The organism is Arthrobacter sp. 92 (assembly GCF_050260325.1).
Classification (GTDB): domain Bacteria; phylum Actinomycetota; class Actinomycetes; order Actinomycetales; family Micrococcaceae; genus Arthrobacter.
In genome coordinates, this window is sequence record NZ_CP189863.1 from 414,647 (window position 1) to 437,909 (window position 23,263).

Sequence of the window (23,263 nt, forward strand, 5' to 3'; positions counted from 1 at the left end):
TCCTCTCCCGCGGCAGGGGCACCGCCCCGGATTTGGGGCTGTGCCCGCCTCGCGGTGCCCCCCACACCGCAGCCCCCAGATCCGGGTCGGCGGCTTGCGATCTCGCCATTGAGGACACCCGGTGATGCATTATCAATTGGCCCTGCAGCAGCTGACTGATTCCGCGTTGCCCACCGGAGCCTTTGCGCACTCGCTTGGCTTCGAAACTTACATTGAGCGCGGCCTGGTTCATGATGAGGCGAGCTTCGGGGTGTGGCTCTCCGCCTTTGTGGGGCAGCAGCTGACGTACTCCGACGGCCTGGCCCTCAGGTTCCTTTATGAGGGTGTTCCGGTGGCGGAGCTGGACTGCCTGCTCACCGCGCAGCTCCTGCCGCGCCAGCTGCGGGAGGCGAGTACCAAAATGGGGAATCGGCTTTTGGAGATCGGGTCCGAGGCTTTCCCTTCCCCGGAACTCACGGCATATCGGGCGCTGGTTACTGAGGGCGGCGCCGCCGGCCACCAGCCGCTGGCGTTCGCCGTCGTCGCCCGTTCCCTGGGGGTGCCGCATACGGAGGCGCTGGCCGCGTACCTCTTTGCCGCCGTCACCTCACTGACCCAGAACGCCGTCCGCGCGATTCCGCTGGGGCAGAACGCCGGCCAGCGGCTGCTGCGGAACGCGGCCGACGACGTCGCTGCCGCTGTCGGGCGGATCGGCCGCCTGACGCCGGACGACTTCGGGGCCGTCAGCCCCGGACTGGAAATCTCGCAGATGCGGCACGAGCGGCAACGCGCCCGCATGTTCATGAGCTAGCAGGAGGACAGAATGTCTGAACCCATCAAGATCGGCATCGGCGGACCGGTTGGCGCCGGCAAAACCCAGCTTGTGGAGCGGCTGACCCGGCACATGAGCCGGGAGATCTCCATGGCCGCCATCACCAACGACATCTACACGATCGAGGACGCCAAAATCCTGGCAGCCAACGGGATCCTGCCGGAAGACCGGATTATCGGCGTCGAAACCGGCGGCTGCCCGCACACGGCCATTCGCGAAGACACCTCGATGAACACGGCGGCCATCGAGGAGCTCAAGAGGCGGCACCCGGATCTGCAGGTGATCTTCGTCGAATCCGGCGGGGACAACCTTTCCGCCACGTTCAGCCCCGAGCTGGTGGACTTCTCCATCTACATCATCGACGTGGCGCAGGGCGAAAAGATCCCCCGCAAGGCCGGCCAAGGCATGATCAAGTCCGATCTGTTCATCATCAACAAGACCGACCTCGCCCCCCATGTGGGTGCCGACCTCTCAATCATGGAGCGGGACTCGAAGGAATTCCGGGGCGACAAACCCTTCTGCTTCACCAACCTGAAAACCGACGAAGGGCTGGAACGAGTCATCGAATGGGTGCGGCGCGATGTCCTGATGCTCGACCTGGCGCCATGAGCACGGTCCCTCTGGCCAAAGCTTCCGACGGCAGGATCGCTGAGGCGGCGAGGCCGGATTTTGGGGCCGCGGCCTGGCGGGCACCGCGAAGCGGGCACGGCCCCATATCCGGTGAAGCCGCCGGAGCCAACGGGAGCGCCCGGGAACCTATGGGGGAACTCGACCTACGCATCGAGGAACGGGCTGGACGATCGGTGGCCGCGCATCAGTTCCATCGGGGCGCCTTGAGAATATTGCGGCCGCATTACCTGGATGAGTCGGGGCAGGTTTGCTACGTGCTTGTGAACCCCGGCGGTGCTTATCTCGGGGCTGATCTCTACCTTATTGACGTGGAGGTGGGGGACGGTGCGGCGTTATTGCTGACCACCCAGTCCGCCACGAAGATCTACCGGACTCCGGGGTCCTTCGCCGAGCAACGGATGGTGCTCAAACTGGGGGAGCGGGCGCGGCTGGAGCTGGCTCCGGACCAGCTGATTGCCTACCGGGAGGCCAGCTACCGGCAGAACACGCACATCACCATGCGGCCGTCGTCGAGCCTGGTAATGGCCGAAGTCATCACGCCGGGATGGTCTCCCGATGGGGCGGCTTTCAAGTACGAGGAACTGCGGCTGCGCACGGAAATCCACGTGCAAACCGATGCGGCCACAGAACTGCTGGCACTGGACAACGTGCTCATCCGGCCACCCCTGGGCGACGTCACGGGGATGGGCTTCATGGAGGGCTGCAGCCACCTGGGCTCGCTGGTGGTGGTGGACCCTCGCGTGAATCAAGCGCTCGCCGACCAACTGCATGCGATCACCTCCGGCTATGACGCCTACACCGGTATTTCGCTCACCCGGTCCGTTGCCGGCAGCACTGGCCTGGTCCTGCGCTCGCTCGCTCACAACACCGAAGAGCTCAACCGATTGCTGGGTGCATGCACCGCCCTGTTGCGCCACAATTGGAATGGTCAGGAACCCATGAATTTGAGGAAACACTGATGACCTCGCTGACAGAACTCGCCGTGCTGTACCGTCGCCGCGAACATCTGTCAGTGCGGGCCAGGCTGTCGTGGACGTTCGGCGCGGTAACCGCGCTGCACACCGCCGTCGTGGTCCTCCTCCTGACCAGCACCACCGCGGCAGGTCAGCCGCTCGCGCTGGGACTGGTCCTGGCGGCTTATCTGGCGGGAGTCAAGCACAGCTACGACTGGGACCATATCGCCGCGATCGACAACTCCACGCGGAGGTTCGTGGCCCAGCGGCGCGACCCCGTCAGCATTGGGTTCGCGTTCAGTCTGGGGCACAGCTCGGTGGTGGTCCTGGCCGGTGCGCTGGTGGTGTCAGGAGCAACCCTCATTGGCCGGCTGATGGAGGAAGGGAACCCCGGGAACCTGGTGCTGGGACTCATCGGGAGCGGGGTTTCCGGGCTGTTCCTGCTGATGATGGGAATCTTCAATGGCTCCGCCTTTCTGCGGGCAGCCCAGCTCTACCGGAGCGCCCGCACCGGTGCCAGCATCTCGCTGGAAGACCTTGAAACGAAGGGGGCCGTGGCCCGGCTGCTTGCCCGGCCGCTGTCGCGGGTCCAGCATCCACGCAATATTTTCGTGATTGGCTTCGTGTTCGGGCTGGGGTTCGATACCGCCACCACCATCGGCCTGTTGGTGATGACAACGGCGGCCTCCCTCGCAGGGGTATCGCCGCTGGCGCTCCTGGCATTGCCCTTCGCCTTCGCGGCGGCCATGACCCTGTGCGATTCGCTCAACGGTGTGGCAATGATGCGGATGTACAAATCCGCCCTTCACGATCCCCGCCGGAAGCTCGGGTTCAACGCACTGATCACGGGGATTTCGGCCGGATCGGCGCTTCTTGTTTCGGTCATCACCCTGGCCGGATTCCTCAACGCGGCCTTCGACATGCACGATCCCTTGACGCTGTGGCTCAGGTCCGTCGATCTGGGCGACGCCGGCCTGCTGCTGGTGGGACTCCTGCTTGCGGTGTGGGCATTGGCCGCCGTGCTGGAGCGGCAGAGGAGCCGCGCGCCGCGCCCGTAGCCTCCCGAATGCCGAAGTCCTGGGGCAGAATGGTGGCATGTGCGGCAGATACGTGATGTCACGGGCAACGGGCGATCTCCTGAGCTATTTCCACGCCGACGAGGCCGAGGGAACGGCGCCGCCGCCGAGCTGGAACGTCGCCCCCACCGATGACATGCCGATCATTGCCGAGAGAGAGTCCGACGACGGCCCGGAACGCCGGCTGTTGATTGCACGCTGGGGCCTGGTGCCCTCATGGGCCAACGACACCAAGATCGGCTCCCGGCTGATCAACGCGCGCAGCGAAACCATCCTCGACAAGCCCGCCTTCCGGAAGGCGGCGGTCAAACGGCGTGCACTGGTTCCGGCAGAAGGCTACTACGAGTGGGAGAAGACACCGGACGGGAAGAAGATCCCGTACTTCCTCCATTCAGACAAGGATGACCTGCTGGCGTTTGCGGGACTCTATGAGTTCTGGCCGGACCCGTCCCTTCCGCCGGACGATCCGCACCGATGGCTGCTGAGCTTCACCGTCCTGACCACCACGGCGCGCGATTCCATGGGCCACGTCCACGACCGCGCCCCGGTCATTGTGCCCAGCGACTTATTCGACGCCTGGCTGGACCCCCGGACCACCTCAAAAGACGACGTGAAGGACATGCTGGAGGCCATCCCCGAAGCCGTGCTGACACCGCGCGTGGTGACGGAGAAGGTCAACTCCGTCCGCAACAACGGCCCGGACCTGATCGAGCCCGCGTGAGCCTGGTGAGCGGTGGTGGATGTTTCGGGCCGATAGGCTTGCCTGCATAACTTACGTTTTCCAAGGGAGAGACATGGAAGGTACCGTGCAGCAGGGTCCCAGGCCGCCGCATCGCTGGATCTGGTCGGTCCTGGCCGGATTCGCTATCTACGTCGTCGGCCTGACTGTCGGCTTGCAGAAAGTCGGCCGTCTCTGTGGCAGCCCGCTAATACCGCAGAGCCGTGAGGCTGAGCTGTTCGATTCGCTCCGGAGGGGCTCCGGGGTCGCAGGCCAGTGTTACCAAAGTATCGCTTCCGCTGAGGGTCCAACATGGACCCTGATCGTCCTGGGCATCGCCGTGGTCCTGGCCGGAGTGACCGTTCGGGTAATTTCCATCAACCGTTAGGCAGCCGTCCGCCCTGGGCCTAGTCCGCCAGGCCTTCCCCCTTGCGCGTCTGCTCCGCGGGTGCATCCGCGCCGGGATCCTGGAGGTGGCGCAGAAGTGCGTCGAGAATTGGGAGCTGGCCACGGACCAACTTGATGCGGGCTTCCGACTCCTCAATCCACGCGGCGTAGTCGATTTCCGGGTAGTTGCGGATGATGCCCGACCCTTTCGGCCACTCCAGCGAAAAGGTGTTGCTCACGATCCGTGCCGGCTGAAAGTCGCACTCGGCCGCGAATACTGTGATCAGCTTGCCCGAGGGCTGGCGGAAAGTGCCCAGCGGGATGTAGTGCGCGGCCGGCGCGGGCGTGCCCATTTCCTCTGAGAACTCACGCCGGGCGGCAACAAGGGCGTCCTCGTCTTCGGGGAATTCGCCCTTGGGGATGGACCAGGCATGAGCGTCTTTACGGGCCCAGAACGGGCCACCCATATGGGCTATCCATACCTGCAGTGGCGCTGTTCCACCCCGCCGGTACAGCAGGATGCCCGCACTCCGAACCGTCATCTGCCCTCCTTATCCAAGGGTATCCCGGGCCACTGCATGCTTTTCCTGCCGGGTGTGAGCTCCGGTCTTCCATGGGTGAAATTAAATCCGGGAGATCACGAAGAAGCGGGCATGCCCCGGAGGACACGCCCGCTTCGCTATAACCGGCAGCTGGCTAGGACTTGAGCCAGCCGTCCACCACCTGGGGGTGGGCGTCAACCCACTTCTTGGCCGCGGCTTCCGGCGTCATCCCCCCCTGGATATCCGTGGCAACGGAGTTCTGGTCCTCATTGGTCCACTTGAACGCCTTCGCCAGCTTGGCGGCCGGTGAACCGCTGTCGGCGAACTTCTTGGAAATGATTTTGTTCAGCTTGTAATCGGGGTAGTCGCAGGCCACCTTCTCAGCGTCCGTGTCGCAGCCCGGCGTCCACTTCGGCAGGTTTACCTTCACCAGCGGAACTTCGGAGAGGAACCACTGCGGCTCGTAGAAGTAGCCCAGCAACGGCGTCTTGTTCTTCTCGGCAGTGCGGAAGGACTGGATGAGGGCCGCTTCCGAGCCGGAGAAGACCACCTTGTAGTCAAGCCCGAGGTTTTTCACCAGGGCCTCGTCGTTGGTGACGAACGCCGGGTCGCCGTCCAGCACCTGGCCCTTGCCCCCGGACTCGGAGGTCTTCAGCAAGGAGGCGTACTTGTTCAGGTTCTTGCTGTCCGTGATGTCCGGGTACTTTGCCGCCATCCATGGTGGTACGTACCAGCCGATGTGGCCTTCATTGCCGGTGGGTCCGGCATCGACGGCCACAGCCTGGTCGGTGATGTACTGCTTCGCCAGATCATCATGTCCCCAGTTTTCGATCACGACGTCCACCTCGCCGGAACTGAAGCCCTGCCAGGCGATCTGCTCCGAAAGGTCCTTTTGAACCACGGTGCAGCCGAGCTTGTTCTTGGCCACGTAGCTGTAGACGGCAGCGTTCGCGGTGTAGCCCACCCAGGCGTTAAGCGCCACATTCACGCTTCCGCACGGGGCTTGGGCCGCCGCGCCTGTGGCCGCCGCCACCTGATTTACCGAGGCGCCGCCGCAGCCGGCCAGCAGCAGGCCCGCCGCGAGGGCTCCCGCCATGGTGGGAATAGTTCGTTTTATTAGCTGTCCGGTTCTGATCATGGGTACATCTCCTTGTTCGGGGGCGGGGTGGAGAGCATGCGGTTTGATGGTTAGGTTGCGGGGGCGTCGGACGAAGGAATCTTCCGTATCGGGGTGGCGGCGGCAGCCTGCGTCATGCGGTCCAGGAGGATGCCCAGGAAGACGATGGCAAGGCCTGCGGCAAGGCCCTTGCCGAAGAGCGAGCTTTGGACGAACCCGGCCACCACGTCATAACCAAGGCCGCCGGCTCCCACGAGGGCGCCCACCACCACCATGGCGAGGACGTAGATGAGGCCCTGGTTGGCGGCCAGTGCAAGGGACTGCCGGGCCATGGGAAGCTGCACCTTGGTGATGACCTGCCAGGGGGTTGAACCGCTGGAAATGGCGGCCTCCACCACGGTGGGGGAGATCGCGGCAATGCCATCGGCGGTGATCTTGATGGCCACCGGGGCGGCGTAGATGATCCCCGCCACGATCGCCGTGAACCGGGTTGCTCCGAAGAGTCCCAGGAACGGGACCAGGTACACGAAGGCGGGCATGGTCTGGCCGGCGTCAAGCATGGGCCGCATGAACTGGTCGATCCGGTTGGACCTGCCCATCGCCACGCCGAACACCACGCCCAGGACCATCACCACGGCCGTTGCCACCAAGGTTCCGGCCAGCGTCACCATGGCATCGCTCCACAGCCCGAGGAAGATGATCACGGCAAGGCAGAATGTGGTCAGGGCGGCAAGTTTCCAGCCGGCGATGGCGTATGCGGCCAGGGCGATCACGGCGATGAGGACAAAGAACGGCGTGTCGGTGAGGAGGGACTGGAAAGGGTTGAGGATGCCGGTGGTGACCCCCTCGCGGAATGAGACGGTGAACAGGGACAGGTGGGTCTGCAGCCATTCGCTGGCGGCGGATACTCCGCTGATGATCGAGGGCCCGATGTTGACGTCCTTCGGGAAAGCCGCGGCCCAGAGCATGGTGCGGGACAGTTGCACCATGACCACCGCAAGCACCAGCGTGACGCCCAGGAGGACCAGCCGGGTGCGCCGGGAGATCCTGCTCCGCTGGCGGGCTCCAGGTTCTGCCCGCTGGCTGGCCGCCGTGGTGACCCGGTCCAGCACAATGGCCAGCAGGACGATGGACAGCCCGGCGTTTACCGCCGTTCCGACGTCGAGCGACTGCAGCGCCCGGACCACCACCTGGCCCAGCCCGGGAGCGGCGATGAGCGCCGCGATGGTGACCATGGACAGTGCGGCCATGGTGGTCTGGTTGATGCCCATCACGATGGTGCGGCGGGCCATGGGCAACTGGAGGGTGAGGAGCCGCTGGATGCCGGTGGTTCCCAGCGAGTCCGACGCCTCGCGGGTGTCCGCCGGGATGCACCGGATGCCGTGCGCGGTCAGGCGGATCACCGGAGGCGCCGCGTAGATCACGGTGGCAATGACGGCGGACGCCGGGCCGATCAGGAAGATCAGGGCCAGCGGAGCCAGATACACGAAAGTGGGAAGGGTTTGCATAAAGTCCAGCACGGGCGTCACGGCTTTCGCCACGGCTCCGTTCACTCCTGCCAGGACGCCGGCGGGGATGCCGATCAGCAGGGTCAGCAGCACCGCCGTGATCACCAGGGCGAAGGTGTATGAGGCTTCAACGAAGAGCCCCTGCAGGCCGAAGAAGATGAAGACTGCCGCGGTGAGCAGGGCCACCCGGGCATTCCCCACAGCGTAGGCGATCCAGCTCAGCAGTCCCACCGTCCCCAGCCAGCCAATTTCCGGGAGGCGCAGTCCGGTGGAGCTGGCAGCGAAAATCGTGATGAACACGTTTGCCACGGCATCGACGGCGGCCCGCAGCGGGGAAAGTATGAACAGGAAGACGGGGTTGTCGCCGCGGTTGGCCGCCACCCAGGCATTGAACTGGTTGAGGGAGCGGTGCATGTCGGTCAACTCCGAGGCGGGCAGCGTCAGGGTGGCGACGCCGTGCAGGACCAGGAAGCCCAACAGCCAGAGCGCCCCGGCGCCAGCCAGCAGCACCGTTCGCCGGCTGGGCTTGCGGCGGGGTTCACGGAGGGGGATGCCGCCGGTCTGTACCGGGGCTCTGTCACGGACGAGGGTGGACATTAGGCCGCCACTTCCCGACTGCGCAGCACCGAGAGGATGCTGTCGCGGTCGATCTGGCCCGTGATCTTCCCGGCGTCTTCTACCAGGACCGGGCAGGAGGAATTCATCACGGTGGGGATCGCGTCGCGGATGATGGTGGTGGAGCTCAGTATCGGGGCGTCTGCCGGCGTGCCGCTTGCCACCGGACGGGTGATCCATTTCAGGGTCAGCACATCGGCGCGGGGGACCTCGGACACGAAGTCCTCGATGTACTGGTCCGCAGGGGAGCCCACCAGGTCATCGCCGGTGCCGCACTGTACCGTCTCACCGTTGCGCATGATCAGGATGCGGTCGCCCAGTTTCAAGGCTTCGGAAAGGTCGTGGGTGACAAAGACCATGGTCTTGCCCATGTCCCTGTGCAGGCGGATGATCTCGGCCTGCATGTCCCGGCGGATCAGCGGATCCAATGCGGAGAACGGTTCGTCGAAAAGGATGGTGTCCGGATCGCCGGCAAGGGCCCTCCCCAGCCCTACGCGCTGCTGCATTCCGCCGGAGAGCTGGTCGGGGAAGTGCTGTTCGTATCCCTTCAGGCCCACGAGCTCGATGATTTCCCGCGAGCGGGCATAGCGCTCGTTCTTGGCCGAGCCGCGGATCTGCAGGCCGTAGGAGACGTTGTCCAGCACGGTGCGGTGGGGGAGGAGGCCGAAGTGCTGGAACACCATGGACATCTTGCGGCGGCGCAGTTCGCGAAGTTCCGCGGTGCCGGCCTGTAGGACATCCTTGCCGTCCACCAGGACCTGCCCCGAGGTGGGTTCGATCAGGCGCGTCAGGCAGCGGATGAGAGTGGATTTGCCGGACCCCGAAAGTCCCATGACCACAAAGACCTCGCCCTTGGCGACGTCGAAACTCAGGTTGCGGACCGCGGCCACGCAACCGGTGCGTTCCAGCAGTTCGGCGGAGTTCAGGGCTGAGAGTTCAGGATTGTTGGGGATCTTTTCGCCTCCGGGTCCGAAGACTTTCCAAAGATTGCGCACTGAGATGTCGGGACTGTTCATTGCTGTTCTCCTGCCTCTGCGGGCTCGAACCAGTGGCTGGGCTTGGGATCGATGTTTTGCCAGAGGTGTTTGGTTTCGCGGTACTCCGCCAGGCCCTGGAGGCCCAGTTCGCGGCCGTTGCCGGACTGGCCGAAGCCGCCCCATTCGGCCTGCGGAACGTAGGGGTGGTAGTCGTTGATCCAGACCGTTCCGTGCCGCATTCCGCCGGCTACCCGCTGGGCGCGGGAGGCGTCCGAGGTCCACACCGCACCGGCCAGCCCGTACACCGTGTCATTGGCGAGCCGAACAGCTTCCTGTTCGGTGGTGAAGGTCTCCACCGTGAGCACGGGGCCGAATGATTCCTCGCGCACCACCTGCATTCCGCTGCGGCACCCGTCCAGGATTGTGGGCGGATAGTAATTTCCGACGCCCAGCGGCCCGGTGCGGGGGATGTAGCCGCCGCACAGCAGCGTGGCGCCCTCGGCGACGCCCGCCTGAACGTAGGCATGCACCTTTTCGCGGTGCGCGGCGGAGATCAACGGCCCGGTTTCGGCCCGCTCATCGAAGGGTCCGCCAAGCCGGATCGCCCCGGCGCGGCGGACCAGTTCCGCCACCACCTCGTCATGGATCGATTCCTCCACCAGCAGCCTGGTTCCCGCCGAGCAGACCTGGCCCGAGTGCAGGAATACGGCCGTCAGGGCATTGTCGATGGCGGCGTCCCGGCTGGCGTCTGCAAAAACGATGTTGGGGTTCTTGCCCCCCAGCTCCAGGGCCACCCGCTTCACGGTCGAAGCGGCCGCCCGCATGATTGTTTTGCCCGTCCCGAGGCCCCCGGTGAAGGAGACAAGGTCAACGCGGGGGTCCTCGCTGAGAACCGCTCCGACCTCCGGCCCCATCCCCGTCACCAGGTTCGCGACGCCGTCGGGCAGTCCCGCCTCGTGGAGCGTGTCCATCAGGAGGATTGAGGTGGACGGGGTCAGCTCGCTGGGTTTGAGGACAAAGGTGTTGCCGGCCAGGAGGGCCGGCGCCACTTTCCAGGAGGCCTGCAGGAGCGGGTAGTTCCACGGGGTGATGAGCGCGCAGACGCCCACTGGGGCGTGCACCACCCGGCTGATCGTTCCCGGAACGCCGGTGTCGATCACGCGTCCGGCGTCCGTTCCCGCGATGCCCCCGTAGTAGCGGAAGCAGGCGGCGACGTCGTCGATGTCGTATTCTGCTTCGACGTAGCGTTTGCCGGTGTCCAGCGCCTCGGCCCTGGCGTAGGCGGCTTTGTCGCGTTCCAGCAGGTCCGCGGTGCGGAGGAGCACCTGGCCGCGTTCCTTCTCGCTGGTTCCCGGCCATACCCCCTCGTCAAAGGCCGTGCGGGCGCTGGCGACGGCCGCCTGCGCGTCCGCGGCGGTGCATTCCGCCACTTCAGCCACCGTCCGTCCGTCGGCGGGGCAGGAGATGATCCTGGTGGAACCGCCCGAGGTGGGCGTCCAGCCGCCGTTAAGATAGGCGCCGCGCACCGTTCCGGTTGTGGACGCGCCCGGGGTCTCGGAGAGCTGGATGCTGTTCATGCCCGCCCCAGGCTTGTGGCAGGCTCCGCGGCCGAACCGGTCTCCGCCGGCTCCGCAACCAGCGCCGCGTTGCCAGGCACGGCTGAGCGGTGCCGGTAGAAGTCGGCCTTCTGGGCCGGCAGGGGCTGCCGTCCGAGGATCAGGTCGGCGGCCTTTTCCGCGAGCATCATTACCGGGGCGTAGATGTTGCCGTTGGTCACGTACGGCATGGCGGAGGCATCGGCCACCCGCAGGCCCGAGGTGCCGTGGACCTTCATGGTGAGCGGGTCCACCACGGCCATGGGATCCGAGGCGGGTCCCATCTTGGCCGTGCAGGACGGGTGCAGGGCGGTTTCGGCGTCCTTGGCCACCCACTCCAGGATTTCCTCGTCCGTCTGCACGGACGGCCCAGGTGAAAGCTCGCCTCCGCTGAATGGCGCCAGGGCGGGCTGGTCCAGGATGTCCCGCGTGACGCGGATGGCTTCGACCCATTCGCGCTTGTCCTGGTCAGTGGAGAGGTAGTTGAACAGCATGGAGGGGTGCTTTGACGGGTCCGTCGACGTGATTTTCAGGCTGCCCCGGGCGTCGGAGTACATGGGGCCCACGTGGACCTGGTACCCGTGCTTCGCAGCCGCCTTCTGGCCGTCATACCGAACCGCCACCGGCAGGAAATGGAACATCAGGTTGGGGTAGGAGACGTCCTCGTTGGAGCGGACAAATCCGCCGCCCTCAAAGTGGTTGGTGGCCGCGGGGCCGGTGCGTCCCAGGAGCCACAGCAGGCCGATCAGCGGGTAGCGCCACAGGCTGAGGTTGGGCTGCATGGACACCGGCTGGGTGCAGGAGTGCTGCACGTACACCTCGAGGTGGTCCTGCAGGTTCTCGCCCACTCCTGGAAGGTCAACCACCGGCTTGATGCCCAGCGATTTCAGGTGGTTGGCCTCGCCCACGCCGGAGAGTTGCAGCAGCTGGGGAGTGTTGATGGCGCCGCCGCACAGCACCACCTCTTTGGCGTTGACCGTGCTCATGCGCCCGTTTCGCCGGTAGGTGACGCCGGTGGCTGTGGTGCCGGTGAAATTGACCTTAGCCGCCAAGGCACGGGTGCGGACGGTGAGGTTCTTCCGCTTCCGGTGGGGCCGCAGGTAAGCGCGCGACGCCGAGAGGCGCTGGCCCTTGTGGACGTTGCGGTCGAAGGGGCCAAACCCTTCCTGGCGGTAGCCGTTCACGTCGTCGGTCCTGGCGTGTCCCGCCTGCTGCGCCGCCTTGAAGAAGGCGCCAAAGAGGGGATTGCGGGCGGGTCCACGCTCCAGGACCAGGGGACCGTCGTGGCCGCGCAGCTCATCGGACGGGTCCGCGGCAAGGGCGGTTTCCATGCGCTTGAAGTAGGGCAGGCAGTGGGCGAAGTCCCAGGTTTCCATCCCGGGGTCGGCTCCCCAGCGCTCATAGTCCAGCGGGTTGCCGCGCTGGAAGATCATGCCGTTGATGGAGCTGGAGCCACCCAGGACCTTGCCGCGGGCGTGGGCGATCCGCCGGCCCCGCATGTGCGGCTCGGGATCGGACTGGTACTGCCAGTCGTAGAACCTGTTGCCGCTGGGGAAGGTCAGGGCAGCGGGCATCTGGATGAACAGGTCCCACGGGTAGTCGCTTCGTCCTGCTTCCAGGACCAGCACGGTGCTCTTGCCGTCGGCGCTCAGCCTGTCCGCCAGGACGGATCCGGCGCTTCCACCGCCGACAATCACGTAGTCGTAGCTCTCGTTCGTCATCAGGTAAATCTCCTTGGTGCGTGGTCTGGGAGTCGTGTGAAGGGCCCGGATGGGTCCCGGTTCAGCCGCGGAGCCGCTCCATCCCGGGATCGAACAGCGGCTCGGCCGTGACCGTTGCCGCGATGCGCCGGCCGAAGTACTCAAGTTCCACGGCCGCGCCCTCGGAAACCGAAGCCGGCAGCCAGGCGTAAGCGAGGGGCTTGCGGATCGAGTAGCCGTAGGCGGCGCTGGTGACGTACCCTGCGGCCTCGCCGTTGACGTACACCGGCTCCTTGCCCAGGACCAGGGAGGTGCCGTCGTCCACGGTCAGGCACCGCAGTATCTTGTCAGGCTGCCGCTCCTTCAGCGCCGCCAAGGCCTCCGCCCCCACGAAGCCCGCCTTGTCCTTGGCCACCGAGAAGCCGAGGCCGGCCTGGTAGGGGTGGTGCTCCGAGGTCATGTCCGTGCCCCACAGCCGGTAGCCCTTCTCGAGCCGCATGCTGTTGAACGCGCCGCGTCCGGCGGCGACGATGCCCTGCTCCTGGCCGGCTTCGTACAGCAGGTCCCAGAGCCGCAGCCCGTACTCTGCGGTGGTGTAAAGTTCCCAGCCGAGTTCGCCGACGTAGGAGAGCCGCATGGCCGTGACGGGGATGCCTCCGACCGAAATTTCCTTGGTCCGGAAGTATTTCAGGCCGTCGTTGCTGAGGTCATCCGCGCTGACCTTGGCGATCACTTCACGGGCCAGTGGACCCCACAGCCCGATGCAGCAGGTGCTGCCGGTGATGTCGGCGACGTGCACCCACCGGGCGGGTTCGGCTGCCGACTGCTTCCGGGCCTCGACGCGCAGGTAGTCGAAGTCCACGTTGCTGTTCACGCCGAGTTGGAAGTCCTCTTCGCCCAGCCGGGCGACGGTCACGTCGCTGCGGATGCCGCCGTCGTGCTCCAGCAGGAGGCAGTACGTCACGGCGCCGGGCTTTTTGGTGATGTTTCCGGTGCTGAGCCGGTGCAGCAGGTCCTGGGAGCCCGGCCCGTTGACGGCCAGCCGCTTCAGCGGCGTCATGTCATAGAGCCCGACGGCGGTGCGCGTCTTCCACGCTTCGGCCGCGGAAATGGGGGAGGAGAACATCGCGGACCACTCGTCACGCTCCGGCGCCTGCCATTCTGCCGGCAGCTCGGCCAGCAGACCGCGGTTGGCCTCGAACCAGTGCGGGCGCTCCCAGCCGGCGGACTCCAGGAAGAACGCGCCCAGCTCCTTCTGCCGGACGTTGAACGGGCTCACCCGCAGGTCCCGCGGGGATTCCTTGGGCTGCAGCGGGTGCAGGACGTCGTAGATCTCCACGAAGTTCTGCTGGGAGGTCTCGCTGACGTACTGGTCGCTGGTCTGGACCTTCTCGAAGCGGGTGATCTCGCAGCCGTGCAGGTCGGTGTGGGACTGGCCCTCGATGAGCAGTTCGGCCATGGCCCTGGCCACCCCGGCAGAGTGGGTCACCCAGACGGCCTCGGCCACGAAGAAGCCCTCGACGTCGGGGGACTCGCCCATCAGCGGGCCGCCGTCCGGGGTGAAGGAGAAGATGCCGTTGAAGCCGTCCTCGATCTGGGCTCCGCGCAGGGCCGGCAGGAGGTCCTTGCTGTCCTCCCAGGAGGGTAGGAAATCCTCCATGGTGAAGTCCAGCCGGGAAGGCATCCGGTGATCGGACATCTCCTCCGCGCCCACGCGGGGGAGCTGGGCCATGTCCACGGGCAGGGGGCGGTGCGCGTAGCTGCCGATGCCGATCCTGTCGCCATGCTCGCGGAAGTACAGGTCCTTGTCCTGGTAGCGGAGGATAGGCAGGCGGGCGCCGTTGGGCAGCTCGTTCCGGCCCTTCAGCTCCGGCAATGCCGTTGTCTTCACGTACTGGTGGGCGAGCGGCAGCAGCGGGACCTGCATGCCCACCATTTTGCCGAGCTCGCGGCCCCAGAACCCGGCGCAGGACACCACAATGTCCGCCGGGATCACGCCGTCGGCCGTTTCAACGCCGGTGACCTTGCCGCCGGCCTGTTCGATGCCCGTGACGGCGGTGGAGCCGAGGTAGGTCACGCCGGCTTCGCGGGTGCGGGTGATCAGCAGCTGGACGGCGCGGGCCGCGGAGGCCAGGCCGTCGGTGGGAACGTAGAGGCCGCCGAGGACTTCGCGGCCATCCCCAAGCGGACCGGTGGTGAGCAGCGGGTAGTGCTTCTCGCACTCGTCGGGATCGATGATGCGGCCCTCGATGCCCCAGGACGTGGCGTACCCCAGTTTGCGCTTGAGGTCCTCCAGCCGGGACTCGGTGGTGGCCAGCTCGAGGCCACCCAGCTGGTTGAAGCAGGGCACTCCGTCGGCGCTGAGGGAGAGCAGCTTGTTGACCGTGTAGCTGGCGAACTCGGTCATGGTCTTGGACGGGTTGGTCTGGAAGACCAGTCCGGGGGCGTGCGAGGTGGATCCGCCGGCCAGCTCCAGTGGTCCCTGTTCCACCACCGTGATGTTGGTCCAGCCGCGGGTGGCGAGCTCGTCCGCGAGGTTGGTGCCGACGATGCCGGCGCCGATGATGACGACGCGTGGTGATTCGCTCATAAGTGGTTCTCCTGGTTGACTTCTCGGACGTTCGCGTTAGCGGAATACGACGGTGCGGGTGTTGTTGAGCAGGACACGGTGCTGGCAATGCCATTTGACCGCCCGGGACAGGGCCTGCGATTCGGCGTCCCGGCCAACCGTCACCAGGGCGTCCGCATCCAGGCTGTGGTCCACCCGGAAGACCTCCTGCTCGATGATCGGCCCTTCATCGAGGTCCGGGGTGACGTAGTGCGCTGTGGCACCGATAAGCTTCACGCCGCGGTCGTAGGCCTGGTGGTAGGGCTTGGCGCCCTTGAACCCGGGCAGGAACGAGTGGTGGATGTTGATGGCCCGGCCGCGCAGGCTGGTGCACAGATCGTTGGAGAGCACCTGCATGTAGCGGGCCAGGACCACCAGATCGGCGTCGTACTCGGCCACGAGTTCCAGCAGCCGCGCCTCGGCTTCCGGTTTCGTGCCGGGCGTCACCGGAACATGGATGAACGGCAGCCCGGCGGCTTCGGCCATGCCGCGCAGGTCCTCGTGGTTGGAAACCACGACGGCGATTTCCGCACCCAGGCTGCCGGCCTGCCAGCGGAAGATCAGGTCGTTCAGGCAGTGCCCGAATTTGGAGACCATGACCAGCAGCCGCTGGGGCTTGCCGTCGTGGATGCTGAATTCCATGCCGAATTCGTTGGCTGTCGGTGCGAAGGCGGCGGTGAGATCCGCTGCAGTGTTGGTGTGCCGGCGGTTGAGCTGGTCGAAACCGAGGGGCTCATCACCTCCGCCGGTGAAGGCTGTACGCAGGTAAAGGTTGCCGCTGACGTGGTCATCAAACTGCTGATGCTCCACGATGTCGAAACCTCGGTCGGCCAGGAAAGCGGTGACTGCCCGTACGATGCCGGGCCGCTCGGGGCAGGCCAGGGTGAGAACGAAATTCACCGCGCGGCTCTTCGTGATGGCCGTCGCTGCACCCGATACGGCCGTCGCTGCACCCGCCGGGCGGCTTTCAATGATTGTGGTCACGGGGTTGCTCTCCTAGTTGCTGGCGTAACTTTGATGACGTCGCTGCGCGTTTCATTACCAGGGCAGCGAGCCTTTGTCCGGCTTCATGGGCTGGTGCTAGAGGTGACCGTCCACAGTCAGCCCTGGGGGTAGGTTGGGGGCCTCTTCGGATTCGGTGATCATGATGTGGCCATCGATCACTGTGACTCCGTGGGAGCGGACCGGCAGTTTGGCTGGCGGGGCGTCGACACTTCCCGTGCGCAGGTTGAACCTGGAGGCGTGGAGCGGGCATTCGACCCAGCAGTCCTCCACCCAGCCATCTGCCAAGGATGCATCCTGGTGGGTGCAGGTATCGTCAATGGCGAAGAGCTCGCCCTCCTCGGTATGAAAGACGGCGATGGGCGGCGAGGTATCGAGCCGCAGCGCTTCCCCTGGCGCAAGTTCGCTGAGCGGGCATGCCTTGTGCATGAGGGACCTCTTTTTCGTTTCGGGATCCTTGGCTGTGCGGCGACCGTTGGATGGAGTTCCGTCCTAAACAACAGCAATCGCAATATGCAACACAGTGCTTTAGGTCACAGTGCTTGTCAAGGACTTTTTTCTCTGTTTCGGCACCTTGACTTACCCGGAAGGCACCCTTGACACTGGCCGTGGCATGGATCACGCTGTTGCATATAGCGATTGTTGTTGCGTAAGAAGCAATTGAAAGAGGGTGCTGAGATGCAGACGCTTGCGATTGTGGGAGCCTCCCTGGCGGGGCTTTCCGCCGCCCGGGCGGCCCGCGCCCAAGGTTTCACCGGGCAGCTGGTCATCATTGGCGATGAACCGCACCGTCCCTACGACCGGCCTCCGCTGTCCAAGGACTTCCTGCTCGGTACGGTCACGGCGGACGACCTGTTCTTGGAGGCCGATGCCGATGAGCTGGGCGCTGAATGGGTGCTGGGTTCTGCAGCTGCTTCTTTGGACGCCGCTTCGCGGACCATCCGCCTGAAGGACGGCCGCACTGTGCAGGCGGACGGCATTGTAATTTCCACCGGCGCGAGTGCCCGGAAGCTGCCCACGCTGGCCGGACTGAGCAATGTCTTCACGCTGCGCACGCTCGCGGATGCGCAGAGCCTGGCCCCCGAGCTGGTGCCCGGAAGCAGGATGGCCGTGATCGGCGCAGGCTTCATCGGCGCCGAAGTGGCCTCAGCTGCGGCTTCGCGGGGCATGGAGGTCACCATGATCGACACCAAGCCCGTACCGTTCGCCGCACAGCTGGGCACGGAGATGGGCGGTGTGGTGGCCGGACTCCACGCGGCCAATGGGGTGGAGCTCATTTCCTCCGCCGTTATAGAGGACTTCTACAGCAGCGAAGGCAACGTGACCGGAATCCGGCTGGCCGGCGGACGCTACGTTCCCGCCGACGTGGTGGTGGTTGGCATCGGAGCGGAGCCCAACACCGGGTGGCTTGAGGGTTCAGGCCTGGAGCTGCGCGGCGGTGTCCTGTGCGACGCCATGGGCCGGACGAACGTTCCGGGCATCGTGGCGGTAGGGGACTGCGCCGCCTGGTTCGACGAGTCCGCCGGGGCGCATCGCCGGATCGAGCACTGGACCGGCGCTTTGGAGCGTGCAGCCCTGGCCGTTGAGGCGCTGCTGGACGCTGACGCCGCGCCGAAGCCGGCAAGGCCGCACTACTTCTGGTCCGACCAGTACGGCGTGAAGCTGCAGTTCGCTGGCCACTCGGCGGGGTACGACCGGCTGGAGATCGAAGCCGGCGACGCCCTCACGCACAGTTGCCTTGCCGTGTACTACCGCGGGGACATCCCGGTGGCGGTCCTCGGCATGAACCAGCCGCGGTTGTTCACCAAGTGGCGGCGGAGCCTTGCCGCATGGATCCCGGCACCTGCCCAGCCGCCGGCCGCTGTCCCTCCGCCGGGCAGGGCGGCCAAACAGGCTGCCTGTTCGGACGCCTCCGCGCTGGCGGGCGCCGCCGTCGTGGGTTAGATCCCCTGGCCCAGGAACCGGTCCCAAAAGCCCGGCCCTGCCCGGAACTCCGATTTTGTTGTTGTTGATCTGTTGTTCGTTAGGAGGACAAATTGTCTGTTGAGGTATCTACACCGAGTCTGATTCCCACGCTGCCTGGCTACGCGTACGTGGATGATGCCGTATTCCGGGCAGAGCAGGAACGGATCTTCGAGCAGATGTGGTTCTGCGCCATCCGCTCCTCGGACCTGGACAAGCCCGGCGCCTGGCGGACCGTGCAGGTGGGCCGCGAAAGCGTGCTGATCAGTCGCACCCGCAAGGGCGGCATCCGCGCCTTCTACAACGTGTGCCGGCACCGGGGCGTCAAGCTCTGCATGGAAGAACAGGGAGAAGCGGCACGCTCCTTCCAGTGTCCCTACCACGCCTGGACCTACGACTTCGAGGGCAAGCTCATCGCGGCGCCCAACCTGACGAAGATGCCGGACATCGACCGGGACGAATACGGCCTGGTGAAGGTCAACATCCGCGAATACCTGGGCTACGTGTGGGTGTGCCTTGCGGACGTGCCGCCGTCGTTCGAAGAGGACGTCATGGGGGCCATCGAGGAACGGCTTGGCAACCTGAAGGCCATCGAAGGCTACGACGTGGCCAACCTCAGCGTTGGCCGTCGCATCCGCTACGACGTCAAGGCCAACTGGAAGCTCATCATCGAGAACTTCATGGAGTGCTACCACTGCGCCACAATCCACCCGGAACTCACCGAGGTGCTGCCTGAGTTTGCCGACGGCCTGGCCGCCCAGTATTTCGTGGGTCACGGCGCCGAGTTCGGCGACGATATCAAGGGATTCACCATCGACGGCTCAGAAGGGCTCGACCTGATTCCGGGCATCGAGGAGGACCAGGACCGCCGCTATTACGCCATCACCATCAAGCCCACGGTGTTCGTGAACCTTGTCCCGGACCACGTGATCATCCACCGCATGTTCCCGATGGCTGCGGACCACACGATTGTGGAGTGCGACTGGCTGTACGTGCCCAGCGTCGTGGAAAGCGGCAAGGACGTCAGCGCCTCGGTGGAACTCTTCCACCGCGTCAACCAGCAGGACTTCGACGCCTGCGAGCGGTGCCAGCCGGCCATGGGCTCGAAGGTCTACGCCAAGGGAGGGGTCCTGGTGCCGAGCGAGCACCACATCGGCGCCTTCCACGACTGGGTGCAGGAAAAGGTGGGGGACGTCACTCCGCGCGCCTGATCCCCAACCGGTGGTTGGGCTGGTCGAACTCTTCGACCGGCCCAGCCACCGGTTTGGCGTTTAACGCCCGGTGTACCCCATCTTTGCGCTGATCTCCAGGCCGGCTTGCTTCAGCGCTTCGAGGAGGCCCGGAGCTGTTTCCGGATCAAAACGGAAGGCCGGACCGGAGATGCTCACGGCCCCGATCACCACGCCCACGTGGTTGTACACCGGCACGGACATCGAGTTGAGGCCGATTTCGAACTCTTCGCGGACCACGCCGTAGCCGTCGCGGGCGACGTCGAGGAGCTGGGTTTCGAGGGTGTTCCGGTCAGTGATGGTCCGGGGCGTCCGGGCCGGCAGGCCGGTCTCCTTCAGGATGCGGTCGCGGTCGTCCGCGGACAGCGCAGCCAGCAGGACTTTCCCGCTCGACGTCGCATGGAGCGGGGTCAGGCTGCCCACCCAGTCGTACGTGGCGAGCGTGGAGGGGCCCATGGCCTGGTCCACGTTCACGGCGTAGTTGGAGCGCAGGACGGCGAGGTTCACCGTCTCCTTGAATTCCTCCGCCAGGCTTTCAATCACTGGCCGGGCTTCACGCACTAGGCTGAGCCGTCCGGGGATTGAGCTGGCCAGCCTCAGGATGCCGAAGCCCAGCTGGTACTTGCCGCGCTCGCTGTTCTGGTGGACCATTTCCCTGCTTACCAGCGAACCAAGGAGTCGGGAGACGGTGGACTTGTGGATCCCCATCTCCTCGGCGATATCGCTCACGCCCGCGTGGCCGTCTCTGGCCAGGATCTCCAGGACCGCAAGGGCCCGGTCCACTGACTGGACGCCGCCGTGCTGGCCCGCGTCGGCATCGACGTCGGATTCGGGGCCATTCTTCGAAGCCATGATCCATACTCTCAAGTAGTTTCTGCGGCTTGCTTACCCGCCACAAGGCCGCCTGGAGCGACCTCTCGGTTAGTTGCACACTTTCGATCCTATGCCGTGGGGTGGGCGGGAGACGGTATTGCGTTAAGCGCCTGGGCATCGGTGCCGGAACGGCCCTGGTTATCCACGGGATAGCCTTCGATGGCCTGAGCTGACCTAACGCACGCCGTTGCTGTGTGCCATGGCGATCGCCTCGGCGCGGGAGGATGCGCCCACCTTCCGGTAGATGTTCCGGAGATGGAACTTCACGGTGTTCTCGCTGATGTGCAGATTCGCACCGATGGCGCGGTTGCGCTGGCCCGCGGCAAGCAACTGGAGGACCTCGAGTTCGCGCTCGCCGAGCTTCCAGCCGGAGACGTCGGCCAGTTGACGGGCGGGCGGGTCGAGGGGGAGTGAGATGGCGACGTCGGCGCCCCAGCCTGCCATCACGTCCAACGTCATGCTGCCGTCCAGGGCCTCGACGCGCTGGGCGAGGCGGACCATGTTCGGTGCGGCAGGGGAGAGTTCGCCGGGTCCGTCGTCGCGGACGTTGACCAGGAGGTTTTCGCCGTCACAATCCCACTGGGTGCGGATCCGGCGCACCCCGGTTTGGTCCATCATGGCCAGCACCAGCCCGCGGACCAAGGCCCGCGCCGCGTGGGCCACCTCGCCGGGCAGCGCCCTGCCATTAACCGGAGGCTCGATGAACTGGACGTCGATGCCGCTGAAGTTCATCAGCGGTTTCAGGTCCTCGCGGAGGCGCTGGAACGCGGTGGCCACGGGCTCTTCCACAAGTTCGGTGGTGCGGTCGCTGAGCGTGCGCAGTCCCACGAGCGCCCTGGCGGCGACGTCGGTGGCGGACCTCCGCGCGGCGTCGTCGGCCAGCGCGGGCGACCGCAGCGCGGCAAGGAGCGTTTCGAGGGTGGTGGAGTGCTGGTCCACCAGTTCGGCGGTCACCCTGACCCGCTCGGCCGATGCCGCGCGGGATTCGATCAAGTACGACGGCGGCGCGTCCGCCACCTTCTCCCGGATCCGCTCGGCTGCCAGCGCCCACAGGTAGCGGAGCATGCGCCCTGCCGCTTCGCGGTCGGCGGGGCCTGCCATTTCTGCAGGATGCTGCGGATCGGCGAGGACCAGCAGCGCATTGCACGGTGAAGACAAGGCAAGGACCGGACGTGTCTGCCCGCCGAGCACCGCTTCGCCCTGCCACGCATCACCCGGGGCCAGGGCACTTGCACCGGGCTTCGTTGCGCCGGAGAGCGAAGCCCGGATGTGGTCGAGTTCGGCGATGGACACCCGGCTGATGATCGACTCACTGCCGGCTTTCTTCTGCGGCCGGCCCGTGCAGTCCTTGGTGAAGATGACAAGGGCGCTGCATCCCACGTACGGGATGGTGGCCTCCCGCAGCCGCTGCGCGATGCCCGTCAGCGGAGACGTGGATAGTGCGGCAACGGCTTCGAGCAGGGCCAGATCGGGAGATTCCACCTGCCCAGTGTACGGACCGTTCACACGCCTTCCTATCCTTTTGGGTAGTCAAGACCGCCCGACGATGGCGTTGGACCCGCCCAACCGGCGGGCGAGGATGAATAGGCAGCAACTTTCGTGAAGGAGGTACCAGCCCATGAGCGCCATTACAGAAACCGACCCGCCCGCGCCGGCCAATGAGAGTCTGGCCGATATGTCCCGGGCCTTTGGCCGGAACCTGGTTCTGGTCCGGGACGAGATCAGCGAAGTATCCGGACGCATTGATCCGGCCCAGGTGGCGGCACTCGCGACCGAGCTCCGTCTGGCCCGCAGGATCTTCGTCTCCGGTGCCGGTCGCAGCGGGCTGGTCCTGAAGATGGCGGCCATGCGGCTCATGCACCTGGGGCTGGCGGTTCATGTCGTTGGTGAAACGACGACGCCGGCCATCCGCCCCGGCGACCTGTTGCTGGCCGCTTCCGGTTCCGGCACCACCGCCGGCGTCGTCAAGGCGGCGGAAACCGCTGCCGCCCAGGGCGCGCGTGTGGTTGCCTACACCGCCAACACAGGTTCCCCGCTGGCGGCAGGTGCCGCCGCCGTCGTACTTATTCCGGCCGCCCAAAAGACGGACCATGGCTCGGCGGTGTCCCGGCAGTATTCGGGCAGCCTCTTCGAACAGGTGCTGTTCACTACCACGGAAGCCGTGTTCCAAAGCCTTTGGGACGAGGATGCAGCGGCCGCGGAGGAACTCTGGCAGCGCCACGCGAACCTCGAATAAGCCGCACTTGAGCAAGACCGAATTTTCATGGATCACAACCCCAACCAGAAAAGAGACCGCACGTGAAACTGCAAGTCGCCATGGATGTCCTGACCGTCGAAGCCGCCCTTGAGCTGGCAGGCAAGGTTGCCGAGTACGTGGACATCATCGAACTCGGCACTCCGCTGGTGAAAAACGCCGGCCTGTCCGCCGTGACCGCAGTCAAGACCGCCCACCCGGACAAGATCGTTTTCGCTGACCTGAAGACCATGGACGCCGGTGAACTGGAAGCGGAGATCGCCTTTAGCGCCGGTGCGGACCTGGTATCCGTCCTCGGCTGCGCCGACGATTCCACCATTGCCGGGGCGGTCAAGGCAGCGAAGGCCCACAACAAGGGCATCGTTGTTGACCTGATCGGCGTTGCGGACAAAGTGACCCGCGCCAAGGAAGCGCGTGCCCTGGGTGCCAAGTTCATCGAGTTCCACGCCGGCCTCGACGAGCAAGCCAAACCGGGCTATAACCTGGCCAGGCTGCTCAGCGCCGGCGAGGAAGCCCGCGTGCCGTTCTCCGTGGCCGGCGGCGTGAATCTCTCCACCATCGAAGCCGTGCAGCGTGCCGGTGCGGACGTCGCCGTCGTGGGCGGTTCCATCTACAGCGCGGACGATCCGGCCCTCGCCGCCAAGCAGCTGCGGGCGGCAATCATCTAGCAAGCCGTCGCTGGTGCGGCAGATGATGCGGCGCACCG

The 23,263-nt window shown here is 65.7% G+C and carries 21 protein-coding genes; 10 read left to right on the top strand and 11 right to left on the bottom strand.

Annotation, left to right across the window (positions count from 1 at the left end):
• The first annotated feature begins 124 nt into the window (after positions 1 to 124).
• The 6 genes from ACP4XC_RS01935 to ACP4XC_RS01960 all read left to right on the top strand — a co-directional run bounded on the left by ACP4XC_RS01935 (position 125) and on the right by ACP4XC_RS01960 (position 4,576).
• Positions 125 to 790, top strand: coding sequence for an urease accessory protein UreF (locus ACP4XC_RS01935; protein ID WP_427173210.1), 666 nt, complete (start codon positions 125 to 127; stop codon positions 788 to 790).
• A gap of 12 nt (positions 791 to 802) precedes the next feature.
• The gene (ureG, locus tag ACP4XC_RS01940) at positions 803 to 1,420 is read left to right on the top strand and encodes an urease accessory protein UreG (RefSeq protein WP_427173211.1); all 618 of its coding nucleotides are present in this window, start codon (positions 803 to 805) and stop codon (positions 1,418 to 1,420) included.
• 149 nt (positions 1,421 to 1,569) lie between these two features.
• A complete protein-coding gene (locus ACP4XC_RS01945) occupies positions 1,570 to 2,400 on the top strand; it encodes an urease accessory protein UreD (RefSeq protein WP_427174982.1) in 831 nt (276 codons plus the stop codon).
• Positions 2,400 to 3,452 carry a HoxN/HupN/NixA family nickel/cobalt transporter gene (locus ACP4XC_RS01950; protein ID WP_427173212.1) on the top strand — a complete coding sequence of 351 codons (1,053 nt, stop codon included), beginning with the start codon at positions 2,400 to 2,402 and terminating at the stop codon, positions 3,450 to 3,452. Before ACP4XC_RS01945 ends, ACP4XC_RS01950 begins: the two co-directional genes overlap by 1 nt.
• A gap of 37 nt (positions 3,453 to 3,489) precedes the next feature.
• A complete protein-coding gene (locus ACP4XC_RS01955) occupies positions 3,490 to 4,191 on the top strand; it encodes an SOS response-associated peptidase (protein ID WP_427173213.1) in 702 nt (233 codons plus the stop codon).
• Positions 4,192 to 4,264: 73 nt separating this feature from the next.
• Positions 4,265 to 4,576, top strand: coding sequence for a hypothetical protein (locus tag ACP4XC_RS01960; RefSeq protein WP_427173214.1), 312 nt, complete (start codon positions 4,265 to 4,267; stop codon positions 4,574 to 4,576).
• A gap of 19 nt (positions 4,577 to 4,595) precedes the next feature.
• Here the strand turns inward: ACP4XC_RS01960 and ACP4XC_RS01965 are convergent, their stop codons facing one another.
• The 9 genes from ACP4XC_RS01965 to ACP4XC_RS02005 form a co-directional block, all read right to left on the bottom strand.
• The gene (locus tag ACP4XC_RS01965; protein WP_427173215.1) at positions 4,596 to 5,117 is read right to left on the bottom strand and encodes an NUDIX domain-containing protein; all 522 of its coding nucleotides are present in this window, start codon (positions 5,115 to 5,117) and stop codon (positions 4,596 to 4,598) included.
• A 154-nt stretch (positions 5,118 to 5,271) separates the two neighbouring features.
• Complete coding sequence (locus ACP4XC_RS01970; RefSeq protein WP_427173216.1) at positions 5,272 to 6,255, bottom strand: ABC transporter substrate-binding protein; 984 nt, start codon at positions 6,253 to 6,255, stop codon at positions 5,272 to 5,274.
• Between the two features lie 50 nt (positions 6,256 to 6,305).
• Positions 6,306 to 8,339: an ABC transporter permease gene (locus ACP4XC_RS01975; RefSeq protein ID WP_427173217.1), complete on the bottom strand. Its 2,034-nt coding sequence runs from the start codon at positions 8,337 to 8,339 to the stop codon at positions 6,306 to 6,308.
• Positions 8,339 to 9,373 carry a quaternary amine ABC transporter ATP-binding protein gene (locus ACP4XC_RS01980; protein ID WP_427173218.1) on the bottom strand — a complete coding sequence of 345 codons (1,035 nt, stop codon included), beginning with the start codon at positions 9,371 to 9,373 and terminating at the stop codon, positions 8,339 to 8,341. Before ACP4XC_RS01980 ends, ACP4XC_RS01975 begins: the two co-directional genes overlap by 1 nt.
• Positions 9,370 to 10,911, bottom strand: a complete 1,542-nt coding sequence (locus ACP4XC_RS01985; protein ID WP_427173219.1) for an aldehyde dehydrogenase family protein — start codon at positions 10,909 to 10,911, stop codon at positions 9,370 to 9,372. The genes ACP4XC_RS01980 and ACP4XC_RS01985 overlap by 4 nt, the downstream gene beginning before the upstream one ends.
• Entirely contained in the window at positions 10,908 to 12,650 is a 1,743-nt protein-coding gene (gene betA, locus ACP4XC_RS01990; RefSeq protein ID WP_427173220.1) for a choline dehydrogenase, read from the bottom strand. Before betA ends, ACP4XC_RS01985 begins: the two co-directional genes overlap by 4 nt.
• 61 nt (positions 12,651 to 12,711) lie before the next feature.
• Positions 12,712 to 15,219, bottom strand: coding sequence for a GcvT family protein (locus ACP4XC_RS01995; RefSeq protein WP_427173221.1), 2,508 nt, complete (start codon positions 15,217 to 15,219; stop codon positions 12,712 to 12,714).
• A 36-nt stretch (positions 15,220 to 15,255) separates the two neighbouring features.
• Entirely contained in the window at positions 15,256 to 16,221 is a 966-nt protein-coding gene (gene purU, locus ACP4XC_RS02000; protein ID WP_427173222.1) for a formyltetrahydrofolate deformylase, read from the bottom strand.
• A gap of 96 nt (positions 16,222 to 16,317) precedes the next feature.
• Positions 16,318 to 16,668 carry a bifunctional 3-phenylpropionate/cinnamic acid dioxygenase ferredoxin subunit gene (locus ACP4XC_RS02005; RefSeq protein WP_427173223.1) on the bottom strand — a complete coding sequence of 117 codons (351 nt, stop codon included), beginning with the start codon at positions 16,666 to 16,668 and terminating at the stop codon, positions 16,318 to 16,320.
• A gap of 249 nt (positions 16,669 to 16,917) precedes the next feature.
• Between ACP4XC_RS02005 and ACP4XC_RS02010 the strand changes: the two genes are divergently transcribed.
• The gene (locus ACP4XC_RS02010) at positions 16,918 to 18,183 is read left to right on the top strand and encodes an NAD(P)/FAD-dependent oxidoreductase (RefSeq protein WP_427173224.1); all 1,266 of its coding nucleotides are present in this window, start codon (positions 16,918 to 16,920) and stop codon (positions 18,181 to 18,183) included.
• Between the two features lie 92 nt (positions 18,184 to 18,275).
• Entirely contained in the window at positions 18,276 to 19,412 is a 1,137-nt protein-coding gene (locus tag ACP4XC_RS02015; protein ID WP_427173225.1) for an aromatic ring-hydroxylating oxygenase subunit alpha, read from the top strand.
• Positions 19,413 to 19,472: 60 nt separating this feature from the next.
• Here ACP4XC_RS02015 and ACP4XC_RS02020 read toward each other — a convergent pair whose 3' ends face one another.
• Both ACP4XC_RS02020 and ACP4XC_RS02025 read right to left on the bottom strand, forming a co-directional pair.
• Positions 19,473 to 20,282, bottom strand: coding sequence for an IclR family transcriptional regulator (locus tag ACP4XC_RS02020; RefSeq protein WP_427173226.1), 810 nt, complete (start codon positions 20,280 to 20,282; stop codon positions 19,473 to 19,475).
• A gap of 195 nt (positions 20,283 to 20,477) precedes the next feature.
• The gene (locus ACP4XC_RS02025) at positions 20,478 to 21,785 is read right to left on the bottom strand and encodes a LuxR C-terminal-related transcriptional regulator (protein ID WP_427173227.1); all 1,308 of its coding nucleotides are present in this window, start codon (positions 21,783 to 21,785) and stop codon (positions 20,478 to 20,480) included.
• A 136-nt stretch (positions 21,786 to 21,921) separates the two neighbouring features.
• Between ACP4XC_RS02025 and hxlB the strand changes: the two genes are divergently transcribed.
• Positions 21,922 to 22,539, top strand: coding sequence for a 6-phospho-3-hexuloisomerase (gene hxlB, locus ACP4XC_RS02030; protein ID WP_427173228.1), 618 nt, complete (start codon positions 21,922 to 21,924; stop codon positions 22,537 to 22,539).
• Between the two features lie 62 nt (positions 22,540 to 22,601).
• The gene (gene hxlA, locus ACP4XC_RS02035) at positions 22,602 to 23,225 is read left to right on the top strand and encodes a 3-hexulose-6-phosphate synthase (RefSeq protein WP_427173229.1); all 624 of its coding nucleotides are present in this window, start codon (positions 22,602 to 22,604) and stop codon (positions 23,223 to 23,225) included.
• Positions 23,226 to 23,263: the final 38 nt, after the last annotated feature.

Bases quoted from the DNA above. Each gene is read 5' to 3' on its own strand.
- ACP4XC_RS01995 (WP_427173221.1), bottom strand. From the start codon at position 15,219: ATGAGCGAATCACCACGCGTCGTCATCATCGGCGCCGGCATCGTCGGC.
- ACP4XC_RS02010 (WP_427173224.1), top strand. From the start codon at position 16,918: ATGCAGACGCTTGCGATTGTGGGAGCCTCCCTGGCGGGGCTTTCCGCC.
- ACP4XC_RS01965 (WP_427173215.1), bottom strand. From the start codon at position 5,117: ATGACGGTTCGGAGTGCGGGCATCCTGCTGTACCGGCGGGGTGGAACA.
- hxlB (WP_427173228.1), top strand. From the start codon at position 21,922: ATGAGCGCCATTACAGAAACCGACCCGCCCGCGCCGGCCAATGAGAGT.
- ACP4XC_RS01955 (WP_427173213.1), top strand. From the start codon at position 3,490: ATGTGCGGCAGATACGTGATGTCACGGGCAACGGGCGATCTCCTGAGC.
- ACP4XC_RS01970 (WP_427173216.1), bottom strand. From the start codon at position 6,255: ATGATCAGAACCGGACAGCTAATAAAACGAACTATTCCCACCATGGCG.
- ACP4XC_RS02020 (WP_427173226.1), bottom strand. From the start codon at position 20,282: ATGGCTTCGAAGAATGGCCCCGAATCCGACGTCGATGCCGACGCGGGC.
- ACP4XC_RS01960 (WP_427173214.1), top strand. From the start codon at position 4,265: ATGGAAGGTACCGTGCAGCAGGGTCCCAGGCCGCCGCATCGCTGGATC.
- ACP4XC_RS01975 (WP_427173217.1), bottom strand. From the start codon at position 8,339: ATGTCCACCCTCGTCCGTGACAGAGCCCCGGTACAGACCGGCGGCATC.
- ureG (WP_427173211.1), top strand. From the start codon at position 803: ATGTCTGAACCCATCAAGATCGGCATCGGCGGACCGGTTGGCGCCGGC.
- ACP4XC_RS02005 (WP_427173223.1), bottom strand. From the start codon at position 16,668: ATGCACAAGGCATGCCCGCTCAGCGAACTTGCGCCAGGGGAAGCGCTG.
- ACP4XC_RS01985 (WP_427173219.1), bottom strand. From the start codon at position 10,911: ATGAACAGCATCCAGCTCTCCGAGACCCCGGGCGCGTCCACAACCGGA.
- ACP4XC_RS01935 (WP_427173210.1), top strand. From the start codon at position 125: ATGCATTATCAATTGGCCCTGCAGCAGCTGACTGATTCCGCGTTGCCC.
- ACP4XC_RS01980 (WP_427173218.1), bottom strand. From the start codon at position 9,373: ATGAACAGTCCCGACATCTCAGTGCGCAATCTTTGGAAAGTCTTCGGA.
- ACP4XC_RS01950 (WP_427173212.1), top strand. From the start codon at position 2,400: ATGACCTCGCTGACAGAACTCGCCGTGCTGTACCGTCGCCGCGAACAT.
- betA (WP_427173220.1), bottom strand. From the start codon at position 12,650: ATGACGAACGAGAGCTACGACTACGTGATTGTCGGCGGTGGAAGCGCC.
- ACP4XC_RS01945 (WP_427174982.1), top strand. From the start codon at position 1,570: ATGGGGGAACTCGACCTACGCATCGAGGAACGGGCTGGACGATCGGTG.